Raw genomic sequence first — 23,619 nt, 5'->3', positions numbered from 1 at the left:
GATTGCCCTGGCCTGTGTGGCGCCTGCAATAGAAACCGACCGTTCCGGTGCTATAGGGTCATGTGTTCCCTCGCATGATCGAACCGAGACGATGCAGCCGGTCACCCTCTACACCACGGCCTGGTGCCCCTATTGTTCGGCGGCCAAGAGCTTGCTGAAGGAAAAGGGCGTGGCCTTCACCGAGATTGATGTCGAGAAGACCGCAGGGGCACGAGCAGCGATGTCGCAGCGTGCCGGCGGTCGCACCAGCGTGCCGCAGATCTTCGTCGGCGATACCCATGTCGGCGGCTGCGACGATCTCTACGCCCTCGAAAGGGCCGGTGGCCTCGATCCGCTGCTGGCGGCCTGATGGCGGAAGACGAGCACCCGCGCTTCGTCGCGGCCTGCGTGCAGATGCGCTCGGGACGCGATCCGCTCGCCAACCGCGATATGGCGGTCGCCGGAGTCCATGAGGCGGCAGGACTGGGCGCAGACTACGTACAGACCCCGGAGATGACCTCGTTGGTCGAGCGCGACCGCGCCCGGCTGTTCGAGACGGTTGGGCCGCAGGAGAACGATCCGACTCTCGCCAGCCTCCGTGAGGTTGCGCGGAAGGACCGCGTCTTCGTCCATGTCGGCTCGCTGGCGATCCGCACCGGCGACAGAATCGCCAACCGTGCCTTCCTGATCGATCCCGACGGCGAGATCCGGGCGGCCTACGACAAGGTCCACCTCTACGACGTCGACCTTCCGAACGGCGAGAGCTGGCGGGAATCGGCGACCTATACCGGCGGCGACTGCGCCGTCGTGGCGAGCCTGCCCTGGGCGGAGATCGGCATCGCCATCTGCTACGATATCCGCTTTCCTGCACTCTACAGGGCGCTGGCTGAGGCCGGAGCCACGGTGCTGACGGCACCCGCTTGCTTCACCCGCCAGACCGGCGAGGCGCACTGGCACCTGCTGCAGCGCGCCCGCGCCATCGAAACGGGATCCTTCATGATCTCGGCTGCCCAGGGTGGGCGGCACGAGGACGGCCGCGAGACCTACGGTCATTCGCTGATCGTCGACCCGTGGGGGCGGGTTCTCGCCGAGGCCGAGGGCGACGCGCCCGGCATCATCCTCGCCGAGATCGACCTCGCCCAGGTCGCGGAGGTGCGCGGGCGCATCCCGGCCCTGCGCAACGCGCGGCCTTTCACCGTGCGGCATGCCTGAGGCGTGCCCATGTTCCGGTCATGATCCGCTACACCCTCGCCTGCGAGTCCGGTCACGGCTTCGAGAGCTGGTTCCCGTCCGGCGACGCCTATGACGAGCAGGCCGCACGCGGTCTCGTCTCCTGCCCGATCTGTGATTCTCACAAGGTCTCGAAGGCCCTGATGTCACCGGCCGTGGCGCGCACCGACAAGGGCCCCACCGGCAAAGCGGCTCCGGATACGTCGGATGAGACGCCAGTCACGGCCCCGGCCACGACCCAGGCGGAAGCGGCTTTTCCGATGATCGCCGAGCCGGAGCGGCGCCTGCGCGCGCTGCTGAGGGCGGTTCGGGAGCAGGTGACGCGCACGGCGGACGACGTCGGTACACGCTTCCCGGACGAGGCGCGCGCCATGCATTACGGCGATACGCCGGCCCGCGCGATCTACGGTGAGGCGAGCCTGGACGAGGCTCGTGCACTCGTCGAAGAAGGCATCGAGGTCGCCCCCCTGCCCCCGGCCCCCGACGACCGTCACTGAGTCCCTCAGGACGTCATGCCGGAGGGCACTGGAGTGCCGTCATACCCATCGGCCGAAGGGTCGCGGTGGCATGGCTGCTTCCGGCCCGCTTGCCTTGAAGGCGTAGCTGTCGCGTGCCACATCCGCCGCCGGTCGCACGGTGCAGGTTGGCGGAGATGATGGAACGTCTTTTCGAACGGTTTCTGTTCGCGAGCCGCTGGCTGCTGGCACCGTTCTATGCGGCGCTGACGATCGGGCTGCTCGTTCTCCTGGTCAAGCTGATCCAGGAGATCGGACATTTCGCGACCCACGCCCTCGAATGGAACGAATCGCAGACCATCCTCGGCGTACTGACGCTCGTGGACCTGTCGTTCACGGCCTCGCTGCTCATCATCGTGATGTTCTCAGGGTACGAGAACTTCGTCTCGAAATTCGACCACAGCGACCATAAGGACTGGCCCACCTGGATGGGCACGATCGATTTCAGCGGCCTCAAGCTGAAGTTGATGTCCTCGATCGTCGCGATCTCGGCGATCCAGCTGCTCAAGGCCTTCATGGACATGAAGAGCTACACCGACCGTGAACTCGCCTGGTATGTCGGCATCCACATGGTGTTCGTGGTCTCCGGAATCCTGATGGCGCTGACCGACCGTCTCTCGGCCGGGCACCACGAGACCTGATCCTCGTCGAGCGGAGCAGGGACGCCAGTCGGCACGACGAGTTGGATTCGGGTCGGCCGACGGAGACGGTGTAATGGCTACCGCGCGTGCAGAACCGCCCGGCAGGCATCCGGCAGGCCGGCCATGGTCATCGGCGGGCGGGGCCTCGGCGGGGTCTTCGCCTTCGGCGGATTGAGGACGGCGGCGCTGAACCAATAGTCGAGCTCGGACCCGCAGCCGTCCCCGGGCGGCGGTGGGGCCTGGTCGCCGCAGGATTCGGCACCGCGCGGGCAGGCGAGCCGGATATGGTAGTGGTAGTTGTGCCCGTACATCGGGCGCACCTTGGTGAGCCAGCCGCGGTCGCCGCCGGCCTCGCGGCAGAGCGCCTTCTTGATCGCCGCGTTCACGAAGATCCGCGCCACCTCCGGCTGCTTGGCCGTGAGACGGATCAACCCGGTATGGGCCGAGGTCCAGACGTCCTCGTCGATATCGCGGCGGTCGGCGCGGACCATGTCTGTGGCGGAGGTCTGCTCGCGCTCGGCCCGGCTCATGCTGTGGTCCGGCATCGGCGTCAGCCAAATGTCGGCGTCGAGGCCGAGCTGGTGTGAGGCGTGACCGGTGAGCATCGGACCGCCACGCGGCTGCGACATGTCACCGACGAGCAGCCCCGGCCAGCCGACCTGCGGAGCCTTGCTCGCGAGCCGCTCCAGGAAGCTGACGAGATAAGGCATGCCCCAGCGCCGGTTCCGCGAGGGCCGCATCACCTGCCAGTTCGGCCCGTCGAAGGCGAGGCCCTGCCCGCCGGCAAAGCAGCCCTTGGCGTAAGAACCGTAGGCCTCGGCCGCTCCGCTCGACGGCGCAGTGACGCGGCCGAACAGCGCCTTGGCCGGCGTCGAGGGATCGTTCGGATTGGCCAGCGGCGGCAGGGGCTTTGGATCCATCGTACCCTTGTCCTGCGCCATCGCGGGGCCGGTGAGCGCGGCGAGCAGCGCAAGGGCGACGGGCAGGCTCGAGCCGTGCCTTGTCGCGCATGCTCGCGCTGCACCGGTTTCCAGTTCGGCGGAGTGCGCTCTGACGGTCTGCAGCATCGGCGCGGAGGTCCCTCGGCAACGGTTACAGGCGGCCATGACCGCCCCACCGGAACGTGCCCGGTGACCCGGGCGTTTTCCGGATTGGATGTAACAAGGTTGCGAGCCCCGCGCCATGGACCCCGTCAGCACCACCCCACCGGCCGGGCCGAAGGCCCGCACCCTCATCGCCAGCGACCGCGTGGTCGGCACCGAGGTCCGCCGCACCGACGGCGGCAAGGTCGGCCGCATCGAGCGGCTGATGCTCGACAAGGCCTCGGGCCGCGTCGCCTACGTGGTGATGAGCTTCGGCGGCTTTCTCGGCCTCGGCGAGGACTACTACACCCTACCCTGGGCGGTCCTGACCTTCGACCCGACGATCGATGCCTACGTCGTCGAAATCACGGAAGAGCAACTCCGCAACGCTCCGGCCCGCTCCCCCGAGGGCGGCGACCCTGCCGACGAACGCGAGTGGGAAGAGCACGTCCACCGCTACTACAATGCGGCACCGTATTGGGGGATCTGAAAGCCGACCGCTTCGGCTGGACCCTTTCGGACGAGACGAGCACCCGCGTCGACCGCACCGATGAGCCGGAATCGGCTCGGTCCGGCTACCGTCCTATCGCCTCGGAGCTTTCCTCGTCTTTGCGAGCGCAGCGGAGCAATCGAGGGCCAATGCGCGGAAGCCAGGAGGATGGCCCTGGATTGCTTCGGCTGCGCCGCGCACGGACAATTGAGGAATCTTCAGAGCATGGTGCTTGAAGGTTGAATCCGGTTTTCCAAGAACAATCACCGCTGCCTCGCGTCAGGGCCGCATCACGAACCCGATCGGCTCGCGGCCGGGCTGTCCGAGCCAGAGCAGCATCGCGCCGACCAGCAGGCCGAGGGCTGCCGCAGGGGCGAGGGTCAGCGGCAGGACCAGGACCTGCCAGAGCCAGGGGGCGACGCCCTCGACGGCCCCTTGGAGCGCACTCGCCTTGTCCTTGAACAGGGTGAAGAGCAAATCGCTCACCGTGGTGATACGCAGGCTGTTGTTGGCGATGGAGCGTGCGCCGTCATAGACGACCTGCACGAAGCCGCCGGCCAGGATCAGCAGCCCGAGCGCGCGGCTCAGGAAGGGTAGGCCGAGGAAGCTGGCGACGGAACGGAGCATCGAAACGGGCCTCGCCGGTCCGCCCGAGCGGAGCCGGTCCAACGGCTGAATACGGGGCCGTCGCCGGGGGCGCAAGCGAGGGCCGTGTCGCTGCCGTGCCGTCGCGATGGGCACGCCGCTGGCAGCGTCGCCCGGCGCATGGTCTACAGGACCGGCCGCCCGTGAGCTCCAAAAAGAATGCCCCGCTTCGCCGCCAACATCAGCCTGCTCTTCGGCGAGCACACCTTCCTCGACCGGTTCGAACAGGCGGCTGCGGCCGGCTTCGCCGCCGTCGAGATGCAGTTCCCGTACGACCACCCGGAGGAGGCCATTGCCGAGCGGCTGGCACGCCACGGCCTCGATTGCGTCCTGCACAACCTGCCGCCGGGCGATTGGGCCGCGGGCGAGCGTGGCATCGCGATCCTGCCGGAGCGTGTCGCCGAATTCCGAGGCGGGGTGGCACGGGCGATCGACTATGCGGCGGCGCTCGGCTGCACCCAGGTGAACTGCCTCGCCGGCCTCGTCCCGGAGGGAGCGTACCGGGCGCGGCTGCACGACACGTTCGTCGAGAACCTCGCCTTCGCCGCAGCGGAACTGGAGCGCACGGGCATCCGGCTCCTGATCGAGGCGATCAACACTCGCGACGTGCCGGGCTTCTTCCTCACGGGCACGACTCAGGCCCTCGACCTGATCGCCGCGGTCGGCTCCGAGAACCTGTTCGTGCAGTACGATGCCTATCACATGCACGTCATGGGTGAGGATCCCGGGGAGACGATCGCGGCTCATCGCGACCGCATCGCGCATGTCCAGATCGCCGACGCTCCTGGACGGCACGAACCGGGAACCGGCCGGATCGATTTTCCGGAACTCTTCGAACGGCTCGACCGGATCGGCTACGGCGGCTGGATCGGTGCCGAGTACCTGCCGGCTGCGGCGACCCACGAAGGGCTTGGGTGGTACGCGGCTTATCGAGCGGGCTGATACGATATGCCATCCTCACCATGCGGCGCGCAATGACGGGACATGAGACGCGTCATCCATCCGGAGGCAGGTGAGGCGCGCTTCTCGGTATCGGCGTGCTTTCGAATTATGTATTCATTGCGCCGAAGATGTCGGCCCGACGGCTGGGATTAGGCCGCCCGCCGGCAGTCCGGAGCCGACGCTCGGATTCCGGACTATCGTCGAAGGCCGTCCAACGCGGCGGCCAGGGAGGAACGGCTTGGGCGCGAGCGCAGCATCGGCGGGCAGCCACCGGAACGAGGCCGCGCCGGATTCGGTCCTCGTCCGTGAGTTGGCGGGAACGATCGCAGGGGAGGTGCGCTTCGACGCGTTCACCCGCGGCCGCTACGCCACGGACGCCTCGATCTACCAGATCATGCCCCTTGGCGTGGTGCTGCCGAAGAGCCGAGACGACATCGCCGCCACGCTGACGATCGCGAGCCGGCACGGCGTCCCCGTGATCCTGCGCGGCGGCGGCACCTCGCAGAACGGCCAGCCGATCGGCTCGGGGCTGGTGGTCGACTGCTCGCGTCACTTCAACGGCGTGACCGGCTACGACGCCGACGCCGGGACCGTAACGGTCGAGCCCGGCATGGTGCTGGAACGCCTCAACACGCGCCTGAAGGCGGACGGCTGGTTCTTTCCCGTCGAGCCCTCGACCGCGACCCGCTGCACCATCGGCGGCATGGCCGGCAACAATTCCTGCGGGGCGCGCTCCCTGCGCTACGGCAAGATGAGCGACAACGTGCTGGCGATGGAAGCACTCTTCCATGATGCCGAGTTTTTCGGTTTCGGCCTGACCGGCAACGAGAGTTTGGGCGTCGCGGGCACGGCACGGGCGGAAGATCTGGCACGGCGAATGCTCGCGCTCGCGGAGCGGAACCGCGACGAAATCCTGCAAAAATACCCAAAAGTTCAGCGGCGGGTGGGGGGGTACAATCTCGATGCGCTGATCGAGCCGCGGCCGAACCTCGCGCACCTGCTTGTCGGCTCGGAGGGCACGCTGGCGGCGACGACCGCCGTGACGCTAAAGCTGTCGCGGCTGCCGGCGCATCGCGTCATGGGCATCTGCCACTTCCCCTCCTTCCGGTCGGCGATGGAGACCACGAAGGCGATCGTCGATCTTGATCCTGTGGCGGTGGAGCTCGTCGACAACAATGTGCTGGTGCTCGGCGCCGACATCCCGATGTTTCGCGCGACGCTCGCCGACATCACCCGCGGCACGCCGAATTGCCTGCTGATCGCCGAGTTCGCCGGCGACGATCGCGATGCCCTTCGGCGCAACCTGACGCGCCTCGATGCCTGCATGGCCGATCACGGTTTCGCCGACGCCGTGGTCGAGGTGCCGGAGCCGGCGCGCCAGAAGACGGTGTGGGAGGTGCGCGAGGCCTGCCTCAACATCATGATGTCGATGAAGGGCGATGCCAAACCGATCTCCTTCATCGAGGATTGCGCCGTCCCCCTCGAGCATCTGGCCGACTACACCGACGCTGTGACGGAGGTGTTCTCCAAGCACGGCACCCGGGGCACCTGGTACGCCCACGCCTCGGTCGGTTGCCTGCACGTGCGGCCGATCCTCGACGTGAAGGAGGCCGGCGGTGTCCGGCAGATGCGGGCGATCGCGGAAGAAACCGCCGAGCTCGTGCGCCGCTTCAAGGGCTCCTATTCCGGCGAGCACGGCGACGGGCTCTCACGCTCCGAATTCATCGAGCCGTTGTTCGGCGCGCAGCTCACGCGGGCCTTCGAGACCGTGAAGGACGGTTTCGACCCACACAACCGGCTGAACCCCGGCAAGATCGTGCGTGCGCCGAAGTTCGACGACCGCTCGCTGTTCCGGTTCAAGCCCGACTACGCGGTGGCGCCGATCGCCACCGCCCTCGACTGGTCGGACTGGGGCGGCCTCGGGTCGGCCGTCGAGATGTGCAACAACAACGGCACCTGCCGGAAGCTCGCCGGCGGGGCGATGTGCCCCTCGTATCGCGCCACCCGCGAGGAGCAGCACCTGACGCGCGGCCGGGCGAATTCCTTGCGATTGGCGCTGTCGGGCCAACTCGGGCCGGATGCCCTCACCTCCCCCGAGATGAAGCGCACGATGGATCTGTGCGTCTCGTGCAAGGCCTGCCGCCGCGAATGCCCGACGGGCGTCGACATGGCCAAGATGAAGATCGAATTCCTGCATCACTACCACGCCCTGCATGGCCTTCCGCTCAAGGAGCGGCTGGTCGCCGAGATGCCGCGTTATGCGGGCGTGGCGGCGAAGCTCGCACCGCTGATGAACCTGCGCAATCGCATCCCGGCACTGGCGAAGCTCGGCGAGCAGATGCTCGGCCTCTCGGCCCGGCGCTCGCTGCCGGCTTGGCGGCGACCCTGGCACGAGGCGGGCGAGGCGGCGCATCCAGGCGACGTCGCGGGCGAGTTTCGCGACATCGTCCTGTTCGGCGACACCTTCAACCGTGCCTTCGAGCGCGAAAACCTCGAGGCGGCCGAGCGGGTGCTGACGGCCGCCGGCTACCGCCTGCACCGTGTCTTTTCGCGCGACGGCGGCCGACCCCTGTGCTGCGGCCGCACCTATCTCGCTTCCGGGCAGACCGGCCGGGCTCGGGAGGAGGCGCGGCGCACACTCGACGCATTGCTGCCCTTCGTGCGGGCCGGCGCCCGCGTCGTCGGACTGGAGCCGTCATGCCTCCTCACCTTCCGCGACGAGTTTCTGTCGCTGCTGCCGGGGGACGAGGCGAAGGTTCTGGCAGACAGGACGCTCCTCTTCGAAGAACTCTTGGCCGCGGACCTCAAGGCCGGCCGGATCGCGCTGAAGCTGGCCGACCAGGGCGGCCGGGTCGCGCATCTGCACGGGCATTGCCACCAGAAGTCCTTCGGCGTGATGGGCTCGGTCGAGACGGTCCTTCGGGCCGTGCCAGGCCTCGACGTCCGCGTCATCGAATCAAGCTGCTGCGGCATGGCCGGGGCATTCGGCTACGGGGCTGAGACCATCGAGACGTCGTTCGCCATGGCCGAGCTCTCGCTGTTCCCGGCGTTGCGCAAGGCCGGGCCGGACGACATCGTGGTCGCCGACGGCACCAGTTGCCGCCATCAGATTCAGGACGGGCTCGGCCGCGAGGCCCTGCACGTCGCCCGCGTGCTGGACGCCGCGATGGACACCCGCGCATGATCGTCGATCTCTTCAGCGACACCCAGACCCGGCCTACGCCCGGCATGCGCGAGGCCATGGCCCGCGCCGAGGTCGGCGACGAGCAATCGGGTTCCGACCCCACCACCAACGCGCTGTGCGAGCGCGTGGCAGAGATGCTCGGCATGGAGGACGGCGTGTTCATGCCGTCCGGCACCATGTGCAACCTGGCCTCGATCCTCGTGCAGACGCGCCCCGGCGACGAGATCATCTGCGACGACCAATCCCACCTCTACAACACGGAGGCGGCCGGCTCGGCCGCCATCGGCGGCGTGTCGGTGAAGGCGCTGCCAACCCGCGTCGGGCTCTACACGCTGGAGCAGGCCGAGGCTGCGATCCGCATCCCCCAGCGCACGGCGCCGCGCTCGGCTCTGATCTCGATCGAGCAGACCACGAGCTTTTCGGGGGGCACCGTCTGGGACCTCGGCACCATGCGCGCGATCCGCGATCTCGCGCATGCCAAGGGCCTGAAGGCGCATATCGACGGCGCACGGCTGCTGAACGCGGTGGTCGCCACCGCCATTCCGGCAAGCGAATACGCAGCAGGATTCGACAGCGCGTGGATCGACCTCAGCAAGGGCCTCGGCTGCCCGGTCGGAGCGGTCCTCTGCGGCTCCAAGGACTTCGTGGTCGAGGCCTGGCGCTGGAAGTACCGGCTCGGCGGCGCCATGCGCCAGAGCGGCGTTCTGGCCGCGGCCGGCCTCTACGCCCTCGACCACCACATCGAACAGCTCGCCGAGGACAACGCCAACGCCCACCGCCTGCACGAGGCGATCCGCGCGGCCCCGGGCCTCGTCTTCGACCCGACGGCGGGCCAGTCCAACATCCTGTGCTTTTCGGTAACCGGGCTCGGCATCACCGCCGCCGAGTTCGCTGCCGCCTGCCTCGCGGACGCCGTGCGCATCCGCGCCATCGGCCGCGATCAGATCCGCGCCACGGCCAATCTCGACGTCGATCGCGCCGGCATCGCCCGCGCCGCCGAGGTCATCCTGGCGAAGGCGGCGGTGTTCGCGGCCCGGGCCGAAACGCCGCCTGCCGGATCACCGCGGTTGCAGCCGGGCGCCCACTCTCAGTAAGGATAATTCATAATACGAAACTGCCGGCGAAAACCGCCGGTCGCGCGCCGACAAGACGTCTCCGCAGAGAGACGGCGGCGCGCGAGACAATCAGAAAAGTCTTGGAGGACACCCCATGTCGACGACGCCCGTCGCGCCACCGCGCAAGATCCCGTTGATCAGCGCCACGAACAGCGTGCTGTTCCTGCTCTGCCTGATGTACTTCATCACCTATCTCGACCGCGTGAACATCGCGACGGCGAAGGGCGTCATCAGCAAGGATCTCGGGCTCTCGAACACCGAATTCGGCCTGATCCTCTCGGCCTTCGCCTACCCCTACGCGATCTTCCAGGTCATCGGTGGCTCGGTGGGCGACAAGTTCGGGGCACGGCGCACCCTGCTCGTCTGCGGCATGATCTGGGCCTCGGCGACGATCCTCACCGGCTTCGTCGGCGGCATCGTCAGCCTGTTCGTCGCCCGCCTGCTGCTCGGATTCGGCGAGGGCGCGACCTTCCCCACCGCCACCCGCGCCATGCAGAACTGGACCGCGGCGGGCAAGCGCGGCTTCGCGCAGGGAATCACCCACGCCTTCGCGCGGCTCGGCAACGCCGTGGCGCCGCCGGTCATCGCCTTCCTGATCTACCATGTCGGCTGGCGCTACTGCTTCGTGATCCTCGGCTGCGTCAGCTTCATCTGGGTGGTGATCTGGTATCTCTACTTCCGGGACGACCCGAAGGACCACAAGGACATCACCCAGGCCGAACTCGACATCCTGCCGCCGCCGCGTGCGCCCGGCACGAGCCAGGCGGTGCCGTGGGGTCCCATCACCAAGCGCATGCTTCCGGTGACGATCACCTATTTCTGTTATGGCTGGACCCTGTGGCTCTTCCTCGGCTGGATCCCGAGCTACTTCGCCGAACACTTCGGGCTCGACCTGAAGAACTCGGCTCTGTTCGCCTCGGGCGTCTTCTTCGCAGGCGTCGTCGGCGATACGCTCGGCGGCGTGCTCAGCGACGGCATCTTCAAGCGCACCGGCAACCTCAAGCTCGCCCGACTCTCGGTCATCGTCGTCGGCTTTCTCGGCGCGGCCGCGAGCCTCACCGGCGTGTTCTTCACCAAGGACCTGACCACCGTCGCGCTGCTGCTCTCCTCCGGCTTCTTCTTTGCGGAGTTGGTGATCGGGCCGATCTGGTCGGTGCCGATGGACATCGCCCCGAAATTTGCCGGCACTGCCAGCGGCCTGATGAACACCGGCTCGGCGGTGGCCGCCATCGTCTCGCCGATCGTGTTCGGCTTCGTCGTCGACAAGACCGGCGACTGGACGCTGCCCTTCGCCGGCTCGATCGGCCTCTGCCTGCTCGGCGCAGCGCTGGCCTTCACGATGCACCCGGAGCGCAAGTTCGAGGAACCGGAGGCGGTACCGGTCGGCCCGAAGGCGGCCGTGTTGCCGACGCGGTGATCACACCGTCATTCCGGGGCTCGCCAACGGCGAGAACCCGGAATCCAGGACCGTCGACAGCCCCGAAAGTCACACGACGGCGTGCTTGTCAGGCAACGTCGGCGGCTCTGGATATCGGGTTCCGCTGTGCGGCCCCGGAATGACGGTGGAAGATTACCCCTCCCCCGAGGAAAGGTCCGCATGCCAGAGACCAAACCCCATAAAACCGGCCCTCTCGCCGGCGTGCGGGTGATCGAACTCGCGCACATCATGGCCGGTCCGGTCTGCGGGCTGATGCTCGGCGACATGGGCGCCGAGGTGATCAAGGTGGAGAAGATCGACGGCGGCGACGACACCCGCCGCTCGGTCCCGCCGGCCATCGAAGGCGAGAGCGCCGCCTACATGATGATGAACCGCGGCAAGCGTGGTCTCGCCCTCGATCTGAAGAGTGGCGAGGGAAAAGAAATATTTCGCCGGCTCCTGACCGACGCTGACGTGCTCATCGAAAACTACCGTGGCGGCACGATGGAAAAGCTCGGCCTCGGCTACGAGACGCTCCGAACGGAGTTCCCGGGACTGATCTACTGCGCCCTCTCGGGCTTCGGCCGTACCGGCCCCTATGCCGACCGGGCCGGGTTCGACCTCGTGGCGCAGGGTATGAGCGGGCTGATGAGCATCACCGGCGAAGGTCCGGGCCGGCCGCCGATGAAATGCGGGCCGCCGGTCACCGACATCACCGCCGGCATCCTCGCGGCCATGGGCGTGCTCGCCGCCTACACGCACAAGCTCAAGACGGGCGATGGCCAGGCCGTCGACACCTCGCTGTTCGAGGCCGGCATCACCCTGACCTACTGGCAATCCGCGATCAGTATGGCGACCGGTGTCGCACCCGGTCCGATGGGGTCCGCCCATCCGCTCAACGCACCCTACGAGGCCTTCGAGACGGCGGACGGCTGGATCACGATCGGCGCGGCCAACCAGACCAACTGGCTGCGTCTGCTCGCGGTCCTCGGCGCCGAAGATCTTTCCGGCGACCCGCGCTTCGCGACGAACCGCGACCGCATGGCCCATCGCGAGACGCTTGCCGCAGCGCTCGCCCCGCATTTTCGGCAGGCGAACTCAGAAGACTGGCTGGCGCGGCTGGAGGCCGGCGGCGTGCCGGCCGGCCCCGTCCTCGACGTCGCCGCCATGCACCGCGACCCGCAGACGCTCGCCCGCGAGATGGTGGTGGAGGTCGATCACCCGAAGGCCGGCCGCATGACGACGCTGGGCCTTCCCGTGAAATTCTCGGAGACGCCCGGCCGGGTCCACGGCCCCGCCCCGCTCTTCGGTGAGCACAGCCGCGCCGTCCTGCGCGAAGCGGGTTACGACGCCGAGACGATCGACGGGTTCTTTTCAGGCGGCGTCGTGCGCTGACCGGCGCCGCGAAGTCATCCCAACGACGTCACGGCTTCATCACCGAGGGCGGCTGGCCGTCCGTGGTGAACTCGGCCGCGAAGTTTCCACCCTGGGTGTCGGCCTTGCAGCTCACCAGTCCGGGCCGGGCGTAAGGGTTGGTGAAGCGGCAGGTGCCCACCGCCTTGGTGCGATCGAACTGGCCCTTGAAGCCGAAGATCACACCGTCGACCGGCTGCACGGCGGTATCGGGATCGGGCTTGATCTGGCTGCTGCCCATGCCGGTGAAGGTCAGCGCGGCGCCGTCGCTGGTGACGAAGTAGAACCCGACACGGCCCGTGCTGTAGCTCGTGTTGAGCAGCGTTCCGTTGCATTGCGCGGTGACGTCCCGGCCGCCGATGACCAGCCGGTCGCAGGTGCCCTTCACGGTCGCCAGCGTCGGCACCTCGCCGCCCCGGGGCGCGGCCTCCGCCTGCCCGATGAGAACCGCTGAGATGCCGAAGCAGAGGATCGACCGGATCATGCGGCCAGGATAGCCGGCAGGGCTTATCGCGCGGTGAATGCCGGGCCGATCAGCGCGGCGGCGGGAACGTCCAGAAGAACTCGCCGGTGCGGCCGCCATTCATCGCGGCCTGCCGCGTCAGGAAGCGGCACTCCGTCTGCAGCGCCGCCTCGCTCCAGCCGGTGCACGAGGTCATCTTGAGTGAGACCGGATCGTAGTCGAGCCGGTGCTCGGGCGGCGAGCGCACCATCAGGCCGGAGGGCAGCACGACGCAGTGGTAGACCCGCAGAGCGCAGGGCAGCTGGCGGGCGCGCTCGAAATTGCGGCGGAAGGCCTCCGGGCTGTCGCCAGGCAGGCCGAGGATGATCTCGACGGCGAGGCTCGCCACTTCGTCGAGCCTGGCAAAGGTCTCGTCGAAGCGCCGCTCGTCGTAGGTGCGGTCGACATGGGCCAGCACGGCGTTGTCGAAGCTCTGCAGGCCGATGCCGACATAGGCGTTGCTGACGGATTTCAGGAAATCCAGGTGTTCCTGGCGCACGGCTGCCGGATAGACCTCGCAGATCAATCCGTGCCGCTCGAAGAAGCCGCTCTCGTCCGCCGCGCGCCTGAGGTTGAGGAAGGCGTTGCGGTTGAGGTTCAACCCGGCGTCCACCAGTAGCGCCGCGTAGACGCCGTGGCGTGCGATGGCCCCGAATTCCCGTTCGAGATGCTCCACCGCGCGGACGCGCTTGGGCGATTCCATCACGCCCCATTCGCAGAAGGCGCAGGTGAAGGGGCAGCCGCGATAGGTCTGGAGCACGCCGAGACCGCCGTGCTGGACGAGGTCCAGGGCATAGGGCGAGGCCAAGCTGTCGAGATCGGCGAGCGGGCGGGCCGCGGTCTCGCGCCATCCCGGCCCGTCCTTGACCGCGACGCCGCGCAGCGTCCCGAGCGCGTCCGGCGTGCGCGCGTCGAGGGCGACGATGTCGCGAAACGTCTCCTCGCCCTCGTTGATCACGAGAACGTCGATCACGTCGCGGAAGCCGAAGAAGGGCGGATGCGCGAACATCACCGGGCGGGCGGAGGGGCCGCCGAACACGATGAGCCGCCGCGGGTCGTCCTGCTTGATCAGGTCGGCGACGCGGCACAGGAACGGCAGCGACCAGAGGTAGGCCGAGAAGCCGACGATGTCGGGATCGAAGGCGACGATCTCGCGGGCGACCGCGGCAGGGCCGGCCTCGTCGAGGTCCCAGACGCGGCAGGCGAGATCTGGAAAGCCGGCCGCGCGGACCGAGGCCTCGACCATGCGCAGGCCGAGATTGGGCACGAAGCTCGGCATCGCCGGGTCGCGCTCGGGATATTGCGCGACCAGCGCGACGCGCCGTCCGGACCGGAGGGCCGTCATTGCCCGGCGGCCCGCCGCCAGGATGGACGCTCTTCCCGCCGTGGAAACGCCCACCAGAACTCGCCGGCCTTGCCGCCGGCAATCAGGGCGCGGCGGCGCAGCTCCTGGCGTGTGCGCTCCACCGCCTCCTCACTCCAGCCCTCGCAGGAGCGGATCGTCATGGTCTCGGTGTCGAAGCGGACGTTCCATTCCGGCCGGCTGCGGGTCAGCAGCGCGTCGGGCAGCACGAGGCAGTGGTAGACCCGAACGTTGGCGGGCAAGGACAGGGCGTAATCCAGGGTGCGGAAGAAGCCCTCCGGCGTGTCTCCCGGCAGGGCGGTGATGATCTGTAATTCGATGTTCGTGACGGCCGCGAGCGCCCGCACCGCGGCCTCGAAGCGCGGCGAATCGGACGGGCGATCGTGCAGCCGCAGCACCGCCGGGTCCATCGATTGCATGCCGACGCCGAGATAGGCGGTCCCGATCTCCTCGATGAAGGCGAGGTGCTCGTCGCGCACGATGGACGGGTAGATCTCCGCCCAGAACAGGGTCTCCTTGAGGAAGCCCGAGCGCTGGTTGGCGATGCGCAGGTTGCGGAACGCGCCGATGTTCAGGTTGAGGCCGGCATCGAGCAGGAAGACGGCCGGCGCTTCGTGCCGGCGGAACGCCTCGAGCTCGCCGGCGACGTAATCGGCGGAGAAGGCCGCCTTTGTGTTCTCCTTCGAGCCCCACTCGCAGAAGCGGCAGGAGAGCGGACAGCCGCGAAACGTCTCGAGATAGGCGACCCCGCCCTGCGGCATCAGGCCGTGCGCGTAGGGCGAGGCGATCCGGTCGAGGGAAGCGATCTGCGGGCGGCGCTCGGTCCGGTGCCAGCCCGTCTCCGTCGGCAGCGTCAGGCCGCGCACGCTCTCCCAGTCGGAACGGGCGAAGCTCGACAGCTTCGCGATGTCCTGGATGATCTCCTCGCCGTCGCCCTCGACGAGGGCGTCGAGATAGCGATGCGCCGGGCTATAGGGTTCGAGGTCGAAGAAGGCCGAGCGGGCGGAGGGACCGCCGAACACGATCGGCAGGTTGGGCCGGTGCCGGCGCAGCCGGCGCGCCACCTCGATCATCGCCGGGGCGGACCAGACATAGATCGAGAATCCGACGAGATCGGGCTCGAAGGCCAGGATCTCTTCGACATAGCCGTCCAGATCGTCGGCGCGGCGGTCGATCTGCGCGACTTGGAGACCGGCGAGTTCGGGATCGCCCAGCAACGCGGCATGGATCCGCCTGATGCCGAAGCTCGGCAGGCGCAGGTGCCCGAGTTCCTGCGCATCCGGACGCGGGGTCAGGCAGACGAGCGCGACGCGCCGCGGACGGGCTGTGGGGAGGGACATGCGACTCGCGCCGGGAGCGGGCAGATGCGGTACGCCTTCGTGTACCGGATGAGCGAATTCAAGGCGTTGGGAGATCGGCGTCGGTGGGTCGATGTCAGCCACCGGCGTCATCGCCTCTCGAGACGCAGATGCAGATAACGCAGGCAGCCGAGGCGGTGCAGCTCCCGCAGCACGACGCCTCCGGTCAGGCCGGCACGGTCGTCGGGGGCGATGGTGTGATAGCTCGGCCAAGTGTTGGCCGTGGCATCCGTGACCTCGAGTGCGAAGCCTGCGCGTTCCGCATCCGCGCGAGTCGCGTCGAGCGACGTCCAGATCGCAGGCCATGGGCCGTAATCCGCCTCCAGCCTGTCCGCGAAAGCGGCGATTGTCGCGACCGGCAGCGGCGGCTTGGCGAGAACGATGTCGCTCATCACGAGCACACCGCCGGGGCTTAGAACCCGGTACGCTTCCTCGAAGAAAATTTGCCGGCTCGCGAAATGGAAAGCCGCCTCGACGCAGAGGAGTTTTTCGAAGACGCTGTCCCTGAAGGGCAGTCGGCAGGCATCGGCGGCCACCCACGCGGCCTTGTCCGGCATTCCGTCGCCGCGATGGGCGACCGCCAGCTGGCGCACATCGATGTTGAGGCCGATGACCGCGATGCCGGGATGGCTCTGCCGGATTGCCCGCACAGTCCCCCCGAAGCCGCAGCCGACGTCGAGCACGCGGTCTCCGGTGCGAAGCTCCAGCCTATCGACGCAATGCTCGCTCAGACGCGCCTGCGCCCGGGCAAAGCCGGCACGGGCCCGCGACGGGCCGACCGCGTCCGGCTGGTCCCAGTGCCCGAGATGGACATGGTCGATCGCGGCGCCCTGGTCGATCGCCTCCAGACAGGCGTCGAAATAGGCCGGTACCCGCGGCAACGCCCTAGCCCCAGCAATACACGCCGTCCCCGGCCCGCGACGCGGCCATGAACGAACAGGCCGTCCAGCGCTTCGTGCCGCCGACGACGGGGGTGACCCGGTGCAGCATGCGGCCCGAGCGCAGCAGCACGATCGTGCCCGCCTCCACGTCGAAGGCGTGGCGGGCGAAGCCCGACAGGTCCGGCTTCGGCGCCGCGCGGTCGCGGTTCTGGAAGCGCGAGGACCATGCCTCGGATTGCGCCTCGAAGACTTCGAGCATCCCGCCCCGCTCGGCCTTGGACAGGGTGAGCACGAAGGAGAAGGTGTCGCCTGCGATGAGCGACTCGAGGTGGCGGTAGCTCGGCCGCATCCGCTGCTCGTTGTCGAAATGGGGCGGGATGTAGCCGCCCTCGTGATGCGAGCGGAGCGTGGTGACCATGTAGGGGCCGGCACCGGGTGGGCCGGGCGGCGCGCCGTAGGGGCGCCCGCCGTCGATGGCCGAGAACGCCGCCATGACTCGGGCGTCGAAGCCGCCATGCGGCACCATCAGCGCCGCGAGGGATTTCGCAAAGCGCGGCGCCATGGCGAAATACGCCTCCAGGTCCGGGTCCGCGAGGTTCAGGTTCATCCCGTAGAAATGCGAGCGGAACGGCGCCGGAAACGACGTGGTCGGGAAGTCCTGCGCGTTGGCTTCGATCTCGGCAACGATGCTCGCACATTCCGCGGACGTGAAGACGTTCCGAATGACGACTGCCTGGATGTCGTCGGCCCGCAGCCGGCTGAGGGCGGTGCCGTGGGACGCCACCTCTGCCCTGTCGAAGGCCACCGTTCGCAGAAACGTCATCTCACCCCACTCCGGCAGCCTCTCCGACTTTCCCGGCGGCGGCAGCCTCGCTCACCGAGGCGTCCCTTGTCGCGGGAAGAGCGCGTCCGTCCGAGAACGCGCCCTCCCCTCACTTCGCATGCTGCGTCGGATCACCGAAGCGCTTGGCGAGGAAGAGGATGTCGTCCTCTTGCAGCGCCTGCTCCACGAGGCTGCCCTTCGCCTCGTCGAAGTACCAGGTCGTGTACTTCGAGGCAGCACCGGCCGGCGCGTCCTTCGCCCGGAGCAGGATGTCGCCACCCTGGATCGAGCGGATCACGTCGCTGGCGAGCAGCGGCTTGTGGGCGATGCCCTCGATGAGCGACGGCCGGCCCGCGATGGCTTTCGGCGTGAGCGCATCGGCGGTCGTCGCGGAGAGCGACGGCAGCGTGACGCCCGCATCGTAGACCCATCCCGCCTTCTTCTTGACGAAGCCGCTGAAGGACAGGCCGCTGCCCTCGGTGATCTGGTCCGGTCCGGTCTGCATGCCCTGCGGCATGCCGAACGGTCCGGAGCCCTGCGACGCGCCGTAGGCCGACATGTAGCTCGCCAGCGACGGAACTCCGTACTTCCCGGCGATCGGCGTGCCGTAGCTGTAGTTGAGGATCTGGTTCGGGGTGCCGGCCGTGGTGATGATACCGATGCTGGCGGGAAAGCCGGCCGGGCTGAAGCTGCCCTGCTGTAGCCCGATATCGGTGGGGTTGAGCGCCGTGAGGGCGTTCGGTCCCACCATCCGGCCGTCGGCGGCGATCGCGGGAACGAGCGTCGCCTTCGAGCCGAAGATTCGGTTCTCGCCTTCTCCGCCCGCGATGATGTCCTCGCCGGCCTTCACCGAACTCGCAAAGATACCCGACGACGGCTGCAGGTCGAGCGGCACGCCCGGAGCGTAACCGGACGAGACCGCCCTGCCGCGCAGGAACTGCGACAGGTAGCCCGGCTCGGCCGGCAGGCCCAAGAGAGCCGCCGACGGCAGGCCGAACTTGCGCCCGTCGAGCGAATTGACCGTCTGACCCGAGGGCGGGCTGGCCTGGATGACGGAGCCGTTCCAGCCGAAGCCATACCAGACGGGATAGGCCGAGCCGAGGATGTCCACGGCCAGCGCGTCGGAAGCCGAACGGGTCCACGGATCGAGATCCGAGCCGAGACCGGCGGAGCCGATCCCCAGAACCCGCGCCGACACTTGTGCGCGGTCCTCCGCCAGGCTGGCAGCGGTCATACCCACGGCATCGGCGGCGTTGGCCGACGGCACCTGAATGAGGGCGGTGTCGCCGATCAGCGTATCGTTCCCGGCCCCGCCCAGGATGCGGTCGTTGCCGAGTTCGAGACGGTTGCCCGTGGCATTCCCCGCCGCGATCCAGTCGAGGGCGACGGCCTTGCGATCGACCGGGAAATTCGCGGTGAGCTGCTGCAGCATCGTCGCGAACCGCTCCGCCGCCCGATCCACGAGCGCCGCCTCGATCGACGCCGCCGTGCCCGCCGTAGCGGGATCGGAGGTCGCGAGGCCGCGCGCCACGCCCGGCTGAAGCATGACGAGAGTGTCGCCGACGACGAGGTCGTTGCCCGCACCCGCATCGATGACGTCGTTGCCGATCGACACCGTGTGCTTCGTCCGCAGCTGATCCGGCAGCCCGGACAGCAGCATCTCCTTCAGCGACTGACCGGAGACGCTCTCCAGGCTCGTCGTAACCTGCGCCTGGGCGACCCGACCCGTCATGGCGAGGTCGGTGACGACAACGCGCATGTCGGAGAGGAAGTCGCTGAGCGTCGCCGCCGCTTCGCCCGACAGACTGCGCAGTGGTCCGGGTCCGCGCAGGATCGTGCGGGCGGCATCGCCGACCACGAGATCGTCGCCGTCGCCGCCGGTGATGGTGTCGTTGCCGTAGGCGATCGCCGCAGCCGAGGGCTGGCCGCGACCGGCATTCAGCATGTCCACCCCGGAACCGAGGCTCGCGAAGACGCCGAGCAGGTCCTGCAGAGAGGCCGAGACCTTGTCGATCTGGCCGTTGAGCGCGGCATAGGCGGTGACGTCGAGGCTGTAGGCCTCGCCGCTGTCGCCGTAGATCGTGTCGTTGCCCGCACCGCCGTCGATGGTGTCGTTGCCCGCGAGCACGCCGTTGGCGTTGTAGATGCTCGGGACGAGAGACGCGTAGACGGTCCAGTTGCCGCCGTCGCTGCGCCGGATCGGATCGGCGCCGGCGATGTCGGCGGCGACACCGCCCATCGACGGATAGACCTCGATGCGCGGCGCACCGATGCCGAGTGCCGCCGGCACGAGGTTGGCGGCCGGCACCACGACCTCGCCGCCGAGCGGCAGCACGATCCCGGTCTCGGCCGCGGCACCGATCAGCCGGATGGCGTTCACGATGCCGGGCTGGTCGGACAGGGTCTCGGAGAGGTTGGAGGCGCGGTCGCCGTAGATCAGGTCGTCGCCGGCGCCGCCACGCAGGGTGTCGTTGCCGCGCTGCCCGAACAGCACGTCGTTGCCGTCGCCGCCGTCGATGACGTCGTCGTAGGCTGCGGCCAGCGAGACGGTCAGGGCGGCGGTGCCGCTGCCGTTCACGCCCTGCGACAGGCTCGTTCCGGCCTTGTCGCTGGCGCCGACGGCGAGCACGAGGTCCGCCCCTGCGAGCTTGGCGGCGAGATCCGCGGTCTTCGCGGCCCCAGCCGCCGAGCCGGTGTCAATGCTGCCGGTGACGGAGCCGATCTCCTCGAGCACCACGTCGCGGTGCCAGGTGCCGTCGGTGTTGAGCACCGCCGACCCATCGGCACGGTAGGCGCGCACGATGCGGCCCTCGTCGCCGATGAGGTAGTCGACGCCGGCGCCGCCAGCGATCGTGTCGCGGCCGAGGCCGCCCACGATCTCGTCGGACCCGTCGCCGCCGGCGATCCTGTCGTCGCCCATCTGGCCGAACAGGCGATCGTCGCCCGCGCCGCCATCGATGGTGTCGTTGCCGCCGACGAAGTCGATCAGGTCGAAGCGCAACACGTCGCGCATGACCGTGTCGGCGAAGCTGCCGGGCGCACGCTGCCAGGTGACGGTCTTGACGTCGTCCACCAGCACGTTGCGCGTGATCACGCCGTTGTCGCCGAGGATCACGTCCGCACCGCCGCCGCCGGTCAGCGTGTCGTTGCCGTCCGCGCCGCCGAGCACGTTGTGGCCGCCGGTGATGTCGTCGTCACCCTCGCCGCCGACGAGCGTGTCGTCGCCCTGCTGGCCGTAGAGGAAGTCGTCGCCCGCACCGCCTTCGATGGTGTCGTTGCCGCCGCCGTCGGTGGCGGCCGTGAAGATCGAGACCGCGCGCTGATTCACCGGCAGCGCGAGGTCGTAGAGCATGTGGTCGCCGAACAGCACGTCGTGACCGCCGCCGCCGAGGATGACGTCCGCGCCGGTACCGCCGGCCGCATAATCGTTGCCGTCGCCGGCCTCGATGCGGTCGTCCCCGCCCGCGAGCGGATCTGTCGTGGTTGCACGCCGGACCACGGCACGACCGCCGACCAGGGCGAGTTCCGCCCGGGCGTTGTCGCCGAAGATCATGTCGGCCCCGGTGCCGGTAAGGATCTTGTCCGCACCGATGCCGCCGAAGACGAGGTTGTCGCCGTCGCCGGCCACGATGGTGTCGTCGCCGCCGACGGTCGGATCGATCGTCTCCAGAACCGCCAGGACGCCGCCGGAGAAGGTGGCGCGGCCGTCGTCGCCGACGATGACGTCGTTGCCGAGCCCGGTGGTGATCGCGTCGCCGCCGAGGCCGCCGAAGACGAGGTTGTCGCCGTTGCCCGCGCGGATGGTGTCGGCCGCGCCCGAAGTCGCGTCGACGGTCGTCACCGAGGTCACCACGCCGACGGCGAAGCGAACGTCGCCGTTGTCGCCGAGCACGATGTCGGCGCCCGAGCCGACGGTGATCGTGTCGGAGCCGACGCCGCCGAGGACGAGGTTGTCGCCATCGCCGGCCACAACGATGTCGTCACCGCCGAGCGTCGTGTCGGTCGAGGCCACCTGCGTGACGAGGCCGTTCGCATCGAAGCGCACGAGCCCGCTGTCGCCGAGCACGATGTCGCGGCCCGAGCCGGTCTCGATCGTGTCGGCATCCATGCCGCCGATGACGATGTTGCTGCCCTCGCCCGCCTTGATGACGTCCTTACCGCCGATGCCGGCGTCGAGGCTGCGGAACAGCACGGGCCGGCCGAGCTCGAACAGGGCTTCGCCGCTGTCGCCCAGGATCACGTCGGCGCCGCGGCCGGTCGTGATGGCGTCGGAGCCGAAGCCGCCGATGACGAGGTTGTCGCCGTCGCCCGCCGTCACCGTGTCGTCGCCGCCGAGCGCCGTGTCGGTCGAGACGACCTGCACGAGGGCACCGGAGGCGTAACGCACGATCCCGCTGTCGCCGAGCACGATGTCGGCACCCGAGCCGGTCTCGATCGTGTCGGCGTCCATGCCGCCCAGCACGATGTTGTCGCCGTTGCCGGCCTTGATGACGTCCTTGCCGCCGATGCCGGCATCGAGGCTGCGCAGCTGCGTCAGCAGCCCAGCCTCGTAGAGGGCCTCGCCGCTGTCGCCGAGGATCACGTCGCCGCCGCCGCCCGTGGTGATGGTGTCGGAGGCCGCGCCACCGAAGGTGACGTTGTCGCCCGCACCGGCATCGATGGTGTCGTCGCCGCCGATCCCGGATTCCACCGAGACGATCTGGCTGAACAGGCCCTTGGCGTCGAAGCGGATCTCACCGTTGTCGCCGAGCACCGCATCACGGCCGGAGCCGGTGACGATGAGGTCCGCACCCGCGCCGCCGAGCACGACGTTGTCGCCCTCGCCCGCCCGGATCTCGTCCGCCCCGCCGATGGCCGGGCTCGTGGTCCGTACGAACACCGGCACCAGTGCGCTCAGCGTCACCGCGCCGTTGTCGCCGAGGACGATGTCCGCGCCCGAGCCCGTCGTGATCAGGTCGGCACCGAAGCCGCCGAGCACCACGCTGCCGCCGTCGCCGACCACGATCACGTCGCGGGCGCCCACCTCCAGCGCCGTCGAGGCGATCTCGGCGGCTCGCGCCTGATCATCGAGATCCACCGTGCCGTTGTCGCCCAGAACCACCGAGCGGCCTGCGCCGAGCGTCAGGGTATCGGCACCCGAGCCGCCGAGCACCACGCCGTTGCCGGCGCCGAGCGTGACCACGTCGTCACCGCCGACGGTGACGTCCGTGCTCTCGACATGGACCGGCTTGCCGTTGGCGAACCGCACGAGGCCGGCATCGCCGAGCACCACCGCGTCACCCGCGAGGCCTTCGATCCGGTCGCTGCCGGCGCCGCCGAGCACGAGCTTGTTGCCCGTGCCGAGCCTGATCGTGTCGATGTCGCCGATCGCGGCATCGAGCGTCTGCGCCAGGGTGATCACACCCGCCGTGAAGTCGAGGCGGCCGCTGTCGCCGAGCACGATCTTGGCACCATCGCCGGCGGTGATCGCGTCGGAGCCGAAGCCGCCGACGATCACGTCGCTGCCGTTGCCGGCGGTGATCGTGTCGTTGCCGCCGATCCCGGTGTCGCTCGACAGGACCTGCGCGAGCAGACCCGCCGCGTCGTAGCTCACGGCACCGTGGTCGCCCACGATCACATCCGCACCCGCACCCGACGTGATCACGTCGGCATCCGCACCGCCCAGCGCGAGGTTGTTGCCGTCGCCGAGGGTCAGCGTGTCCTTGCCGCCGTCGGTCACCGCCAGCGTGGCGATCTTGACGCGCACGCCGGCCAGGAACTCCGCGAAGCCGTTGTCGCCGAGAACGATGTCGTTGCCGCCGAGCGCCGTGACCTTGTCGGCACCGACGCCAGCGATGACGAGGTTGTCACCCGCGCCGGCATCGATGGTGTCGTCGCCGCCGATGGCCGTATCCAGGCTCTCGGCCCGCGTGATCAGACCAGCGGCATCGAAGCGGATCTGGCCGTTGTCGCCGAGCACCGCATCACGGCCGGAGCCGGTGACGATGAGGTCCGCACCCGCGCCGCCGAGCACGACGTTGTCGCCCTCGCCCGCCCGGA

At 68.9% G+C, this 23,619-nt stretch carries 18 protein-coding genes; 10 read left to right on the top strand and 8 right to left on the bottom strand.

Features of this window, described 5'->3' with window-relative positions; all coding sequences use genetic code 11:
* The first annotated feature begins 91 nt into the window (after positions 1–91).
* The 4 genes from grxC (at position 92) to MHA02_RS06160 (ending at position 2,365) form a co-directional block, all read left to right on the top strand.
* The gene (gene grxC / locus MHA02_RS06175) at positions 92–349 is read left to right on the top strand and encodes a glutaredoxin 3 (protein WP_147077624.1); all 258 of its coding nucleotides are present in this window, start codon (positions 92–94) and stop codon (positions 347–349) included.
* Positions 349–1,191 carry a carbon-nitrogen hydrolase family protein gene (locus MHA02_RS06170; RefSeq protein ID WP_238180412.1) on the top strand — a complete coding sequence of 281 codons (843 nt, stop codon included), beginning with the start codon at positions 349–351 and terminating at the stop codon, positions 1,189–1,191. Before grxC ends, MHA02_RS06170 begins: the two co-directional genes overlap by 1 nt.
* A gap of 20 nt (positions 1,192–1,211) precedes the next feature.
* Complete coding sequence (locus tag MHA02_RS06165) at positions 1,212–1,706, top strand: DUF1178 family protein (RefSeq protein WP_147077622.1); 495 nt, start codon at positions 1,212–1,214, stop codon at positions 1,704–1,706.
* A gap of 155 nt (positions 1,707–1,861) precedes the next feature.
* Positions 1,862–2,365, top strand: a complete 504-nt coding sequence (locus tag MHA02_RS06160; RefSeq protein ID WP_147077620.1) for a TIGR00645 family protein — start codon at positions 1,862–1,864, stop codon at positions 2,363–2,365.
* Between the two features lie 77 nt (positions 2,366–2,442).
* On the opposite strand, the gene mepA is transcribed toward MHA02_RS06160, so the two are convergent.
* Positions 2,443–3,306 carry a penicillin-insensitive murein endopeptidase gene (gene mepA / locus MHA02_RS06155; protein ID WP_238180418.1) on the bottom strand — a complete coding sequence of 288 codons (864 nt, stop codon included), beginning with the start codon at positions 3,304–3,306 and terminating at the stop codon, positions 2,443–2,445.
* 241 nt (positions 3,307–3,547) lie between these two features.
* Here mepA and MHA02_RS06150 point away from each other — a divergent pair, with 241 nt between their 5' ends.
* Positions 3,548–3,937: a PRC-barrel domain-containing protein gene (locus MHA02_RS06150; protein ID WP_147077616.1), complete on the top strand. Its 390-nt coding sequence runs from the start codon at positions 3,548–3,550 to the stop codon at positions 3,935–3,937.
* Positions 3,938–4,216: 279 nt separating this feature from the next.
* On the opposite strand, the gene MHA02_RS06145 is transcribed toward MHA02_RS06150, so the two are convergent.
* Positions 4,217–4,564 (bottom strand): PetM family of cytochrome b6f complex subunit 7, encoded by a 348-nt coding sequence (locus tag MHA02_RS06145; protein ID WP_147077614.1) that lies wholly within the window; start codon positions 4,562–4,564, stop codon positions 4,217–4,219.
* A gap of 177 nt (positions 4,565–4,741) precedes the next feature.
* On the opposite strand from MHA02_RS06145, the gene hyi reads away from it, so the two are divergent.
* The 5 genes from hyi to MHA02_RS06120 all read left to right on the top strand — a co-directional run bounded on the left by hyi (position 4,742) and on the right by MHA02_RS06120 (position 12,635).
* Entirely contained in the window at positions 4,742–5,524 is a 783-nt protein-coding gene (hyi, locus tag MHA02_RS06140) for a hydroxypyruvate isomerase (protein ID WP_147077612.1), read from the top strand.
* A 238-nt stretch (positions 5,525–5,762) separates the two neighbouring features.
* Entirely contained in the window at positions 5,763–8,708 is a 2,946-nt protein-coding gene (locus tag MHA02_RS06135) for an FAD-binding and (Fe-S)-binding domain-containing protein (RefSeq protein ID WP_147077610.1), read from the top strand.
* Complete coding sequence (locus MHA02_RS06130; protein WP_147077741.1) at positions 8,708–9,802, top strand: threonine aldolase family protein; 1,095 nt, start codon at positions 8,708–8,710, stop codon at positions 9,800–9,802. The genes MHA02_RS06135 and MHA02_RS06130 overlap by 1 nt, the downstream gene beginning before the upstream one ends.
* 115 nt (positions 9,803–9,917) lie before the next feature.
* Positions 9,918–11,240 (top strand): MFS transporter, encoded by a 1,323-nt coding sequence (locus MHA02_RS06125; RefSeq protein WP_170249055.1) that lies wholly within the window; start codon positions 9,918–9,920, stop codon positions 11,238–11,240.
* Positions 11,241–11,420: 180 nt separating this feature from the next.
* Positions 11,421–12,635, top strand: coding sequence for a CaiB/BaiF CoA transferase family protein (locus MHA02_RS06120; protein ID WP_147077608.1), 1,215 nt, complete (start codon positions 11,421–11,423; stop codon positions 12,633–12,635).
* A 28-nt stretch (positions 12,636–12,663) separates the two neighbouring features.
* On the opposite strand, the gene MHA02_RS06115 is transcribed toward MHA02_RS06120, so the two are convergent.
* From MHA02_RS06115 to MHA02_RS06090, 6 genes are all read right to left on the bottom strand, one after another.
* Positions 12,664–13,137 (bottom strand): hypothetical protein, encoded by a 474-nt coding sequence (locus MHA02_RS06115; RefSeq protein ID WP_147077606.1) that lies wholly within the window; start codon positions 13,135–13,137, stop codon positions 12,664–12,666.
* A gap of 49 nt (positions 13,138–13,186) precedes the next feature.
* Positions 13,187–14,500 carry a B12-binding domain-containing radical SAM protein gene (locus MHA02_RS06110; RefSeq protein ID WP_147077604.1) on the bottom strand — a complete coding sequence of 438 codons (1,314 nt, stop codon included), beginning with the start codon at positions 14,498–14,500 and terminating at the stop codon, positions 13,187–13,189.
* Entirely contained in the window at positions 14,497–15,858 is a 1,362-nt protein-coding gene (locus MHA02_RS06105; protein WP_147077602.1) for a B12-binding domain-containing radical SAM protein, read from the bottom strand. Before MHA02_RS06105 ends, MHA02_RS06110 begins: the two co-directional genes overlap by 4 nt.
* A 107-nt stretch (positions 15,859–15,965) precedes the next feature.
* Positions 15,966–16,757 (bottom strand): class I SAM-dependent methyltransferase, encoded by a 792-nt coding sequence (locus tag MHA02_RS06100; RefSeq protein ID WP_147077600.1) that lies wholly within the window; start codon positions 16,755–16,757, stop codon positions 15,966–15,968.
* A 4-nt stretch (positions 16,758–16,761) separates the two neighbouring features.
* Positions 16,762–17,580, bottom strand: coding sequence for a 2OG-Fe(II) oxygenase (locus tag MHA02_RS06095; RefSeq protein WP_147077598.1), 819 nt, complete (start codon positions 17,578–17,580; stop codon positions 16,762–16,764).
* Positions 17,581–17,689: 109 nt separating this feature from the next.
* Positions 17,690–23,593 carry a beta strand repeat-containing protein gene (locus MHA02_RS06090; RefSeq protein WP_244612404.1) on the bottom strand — a complete coding sequence of 1,968 codons (5,904 nt, stop codon included), beginning with the start codon at positions 23,591–23,593 and terminating at the stop codon, positions 17,690–17,692.
* Positions 23,594–23,619 lie beyond the last annotated feature (26 nt).

The organism is Methylobacterium haplocladii (assembly GCF_007992175.1).
Classification (GTDB): Bacteria; Pseudomonadota; Alphaproteobacteria; order Rhizobiales; family Beijerinckiaceae; genus Methylobacterium; species Methylobacterium haplocladii.
The sequence above is the reverse complement of the archived record's forward strand: the minus strand, read 5'-3'. Positions and strand labels throughout refer to the sequence as shown.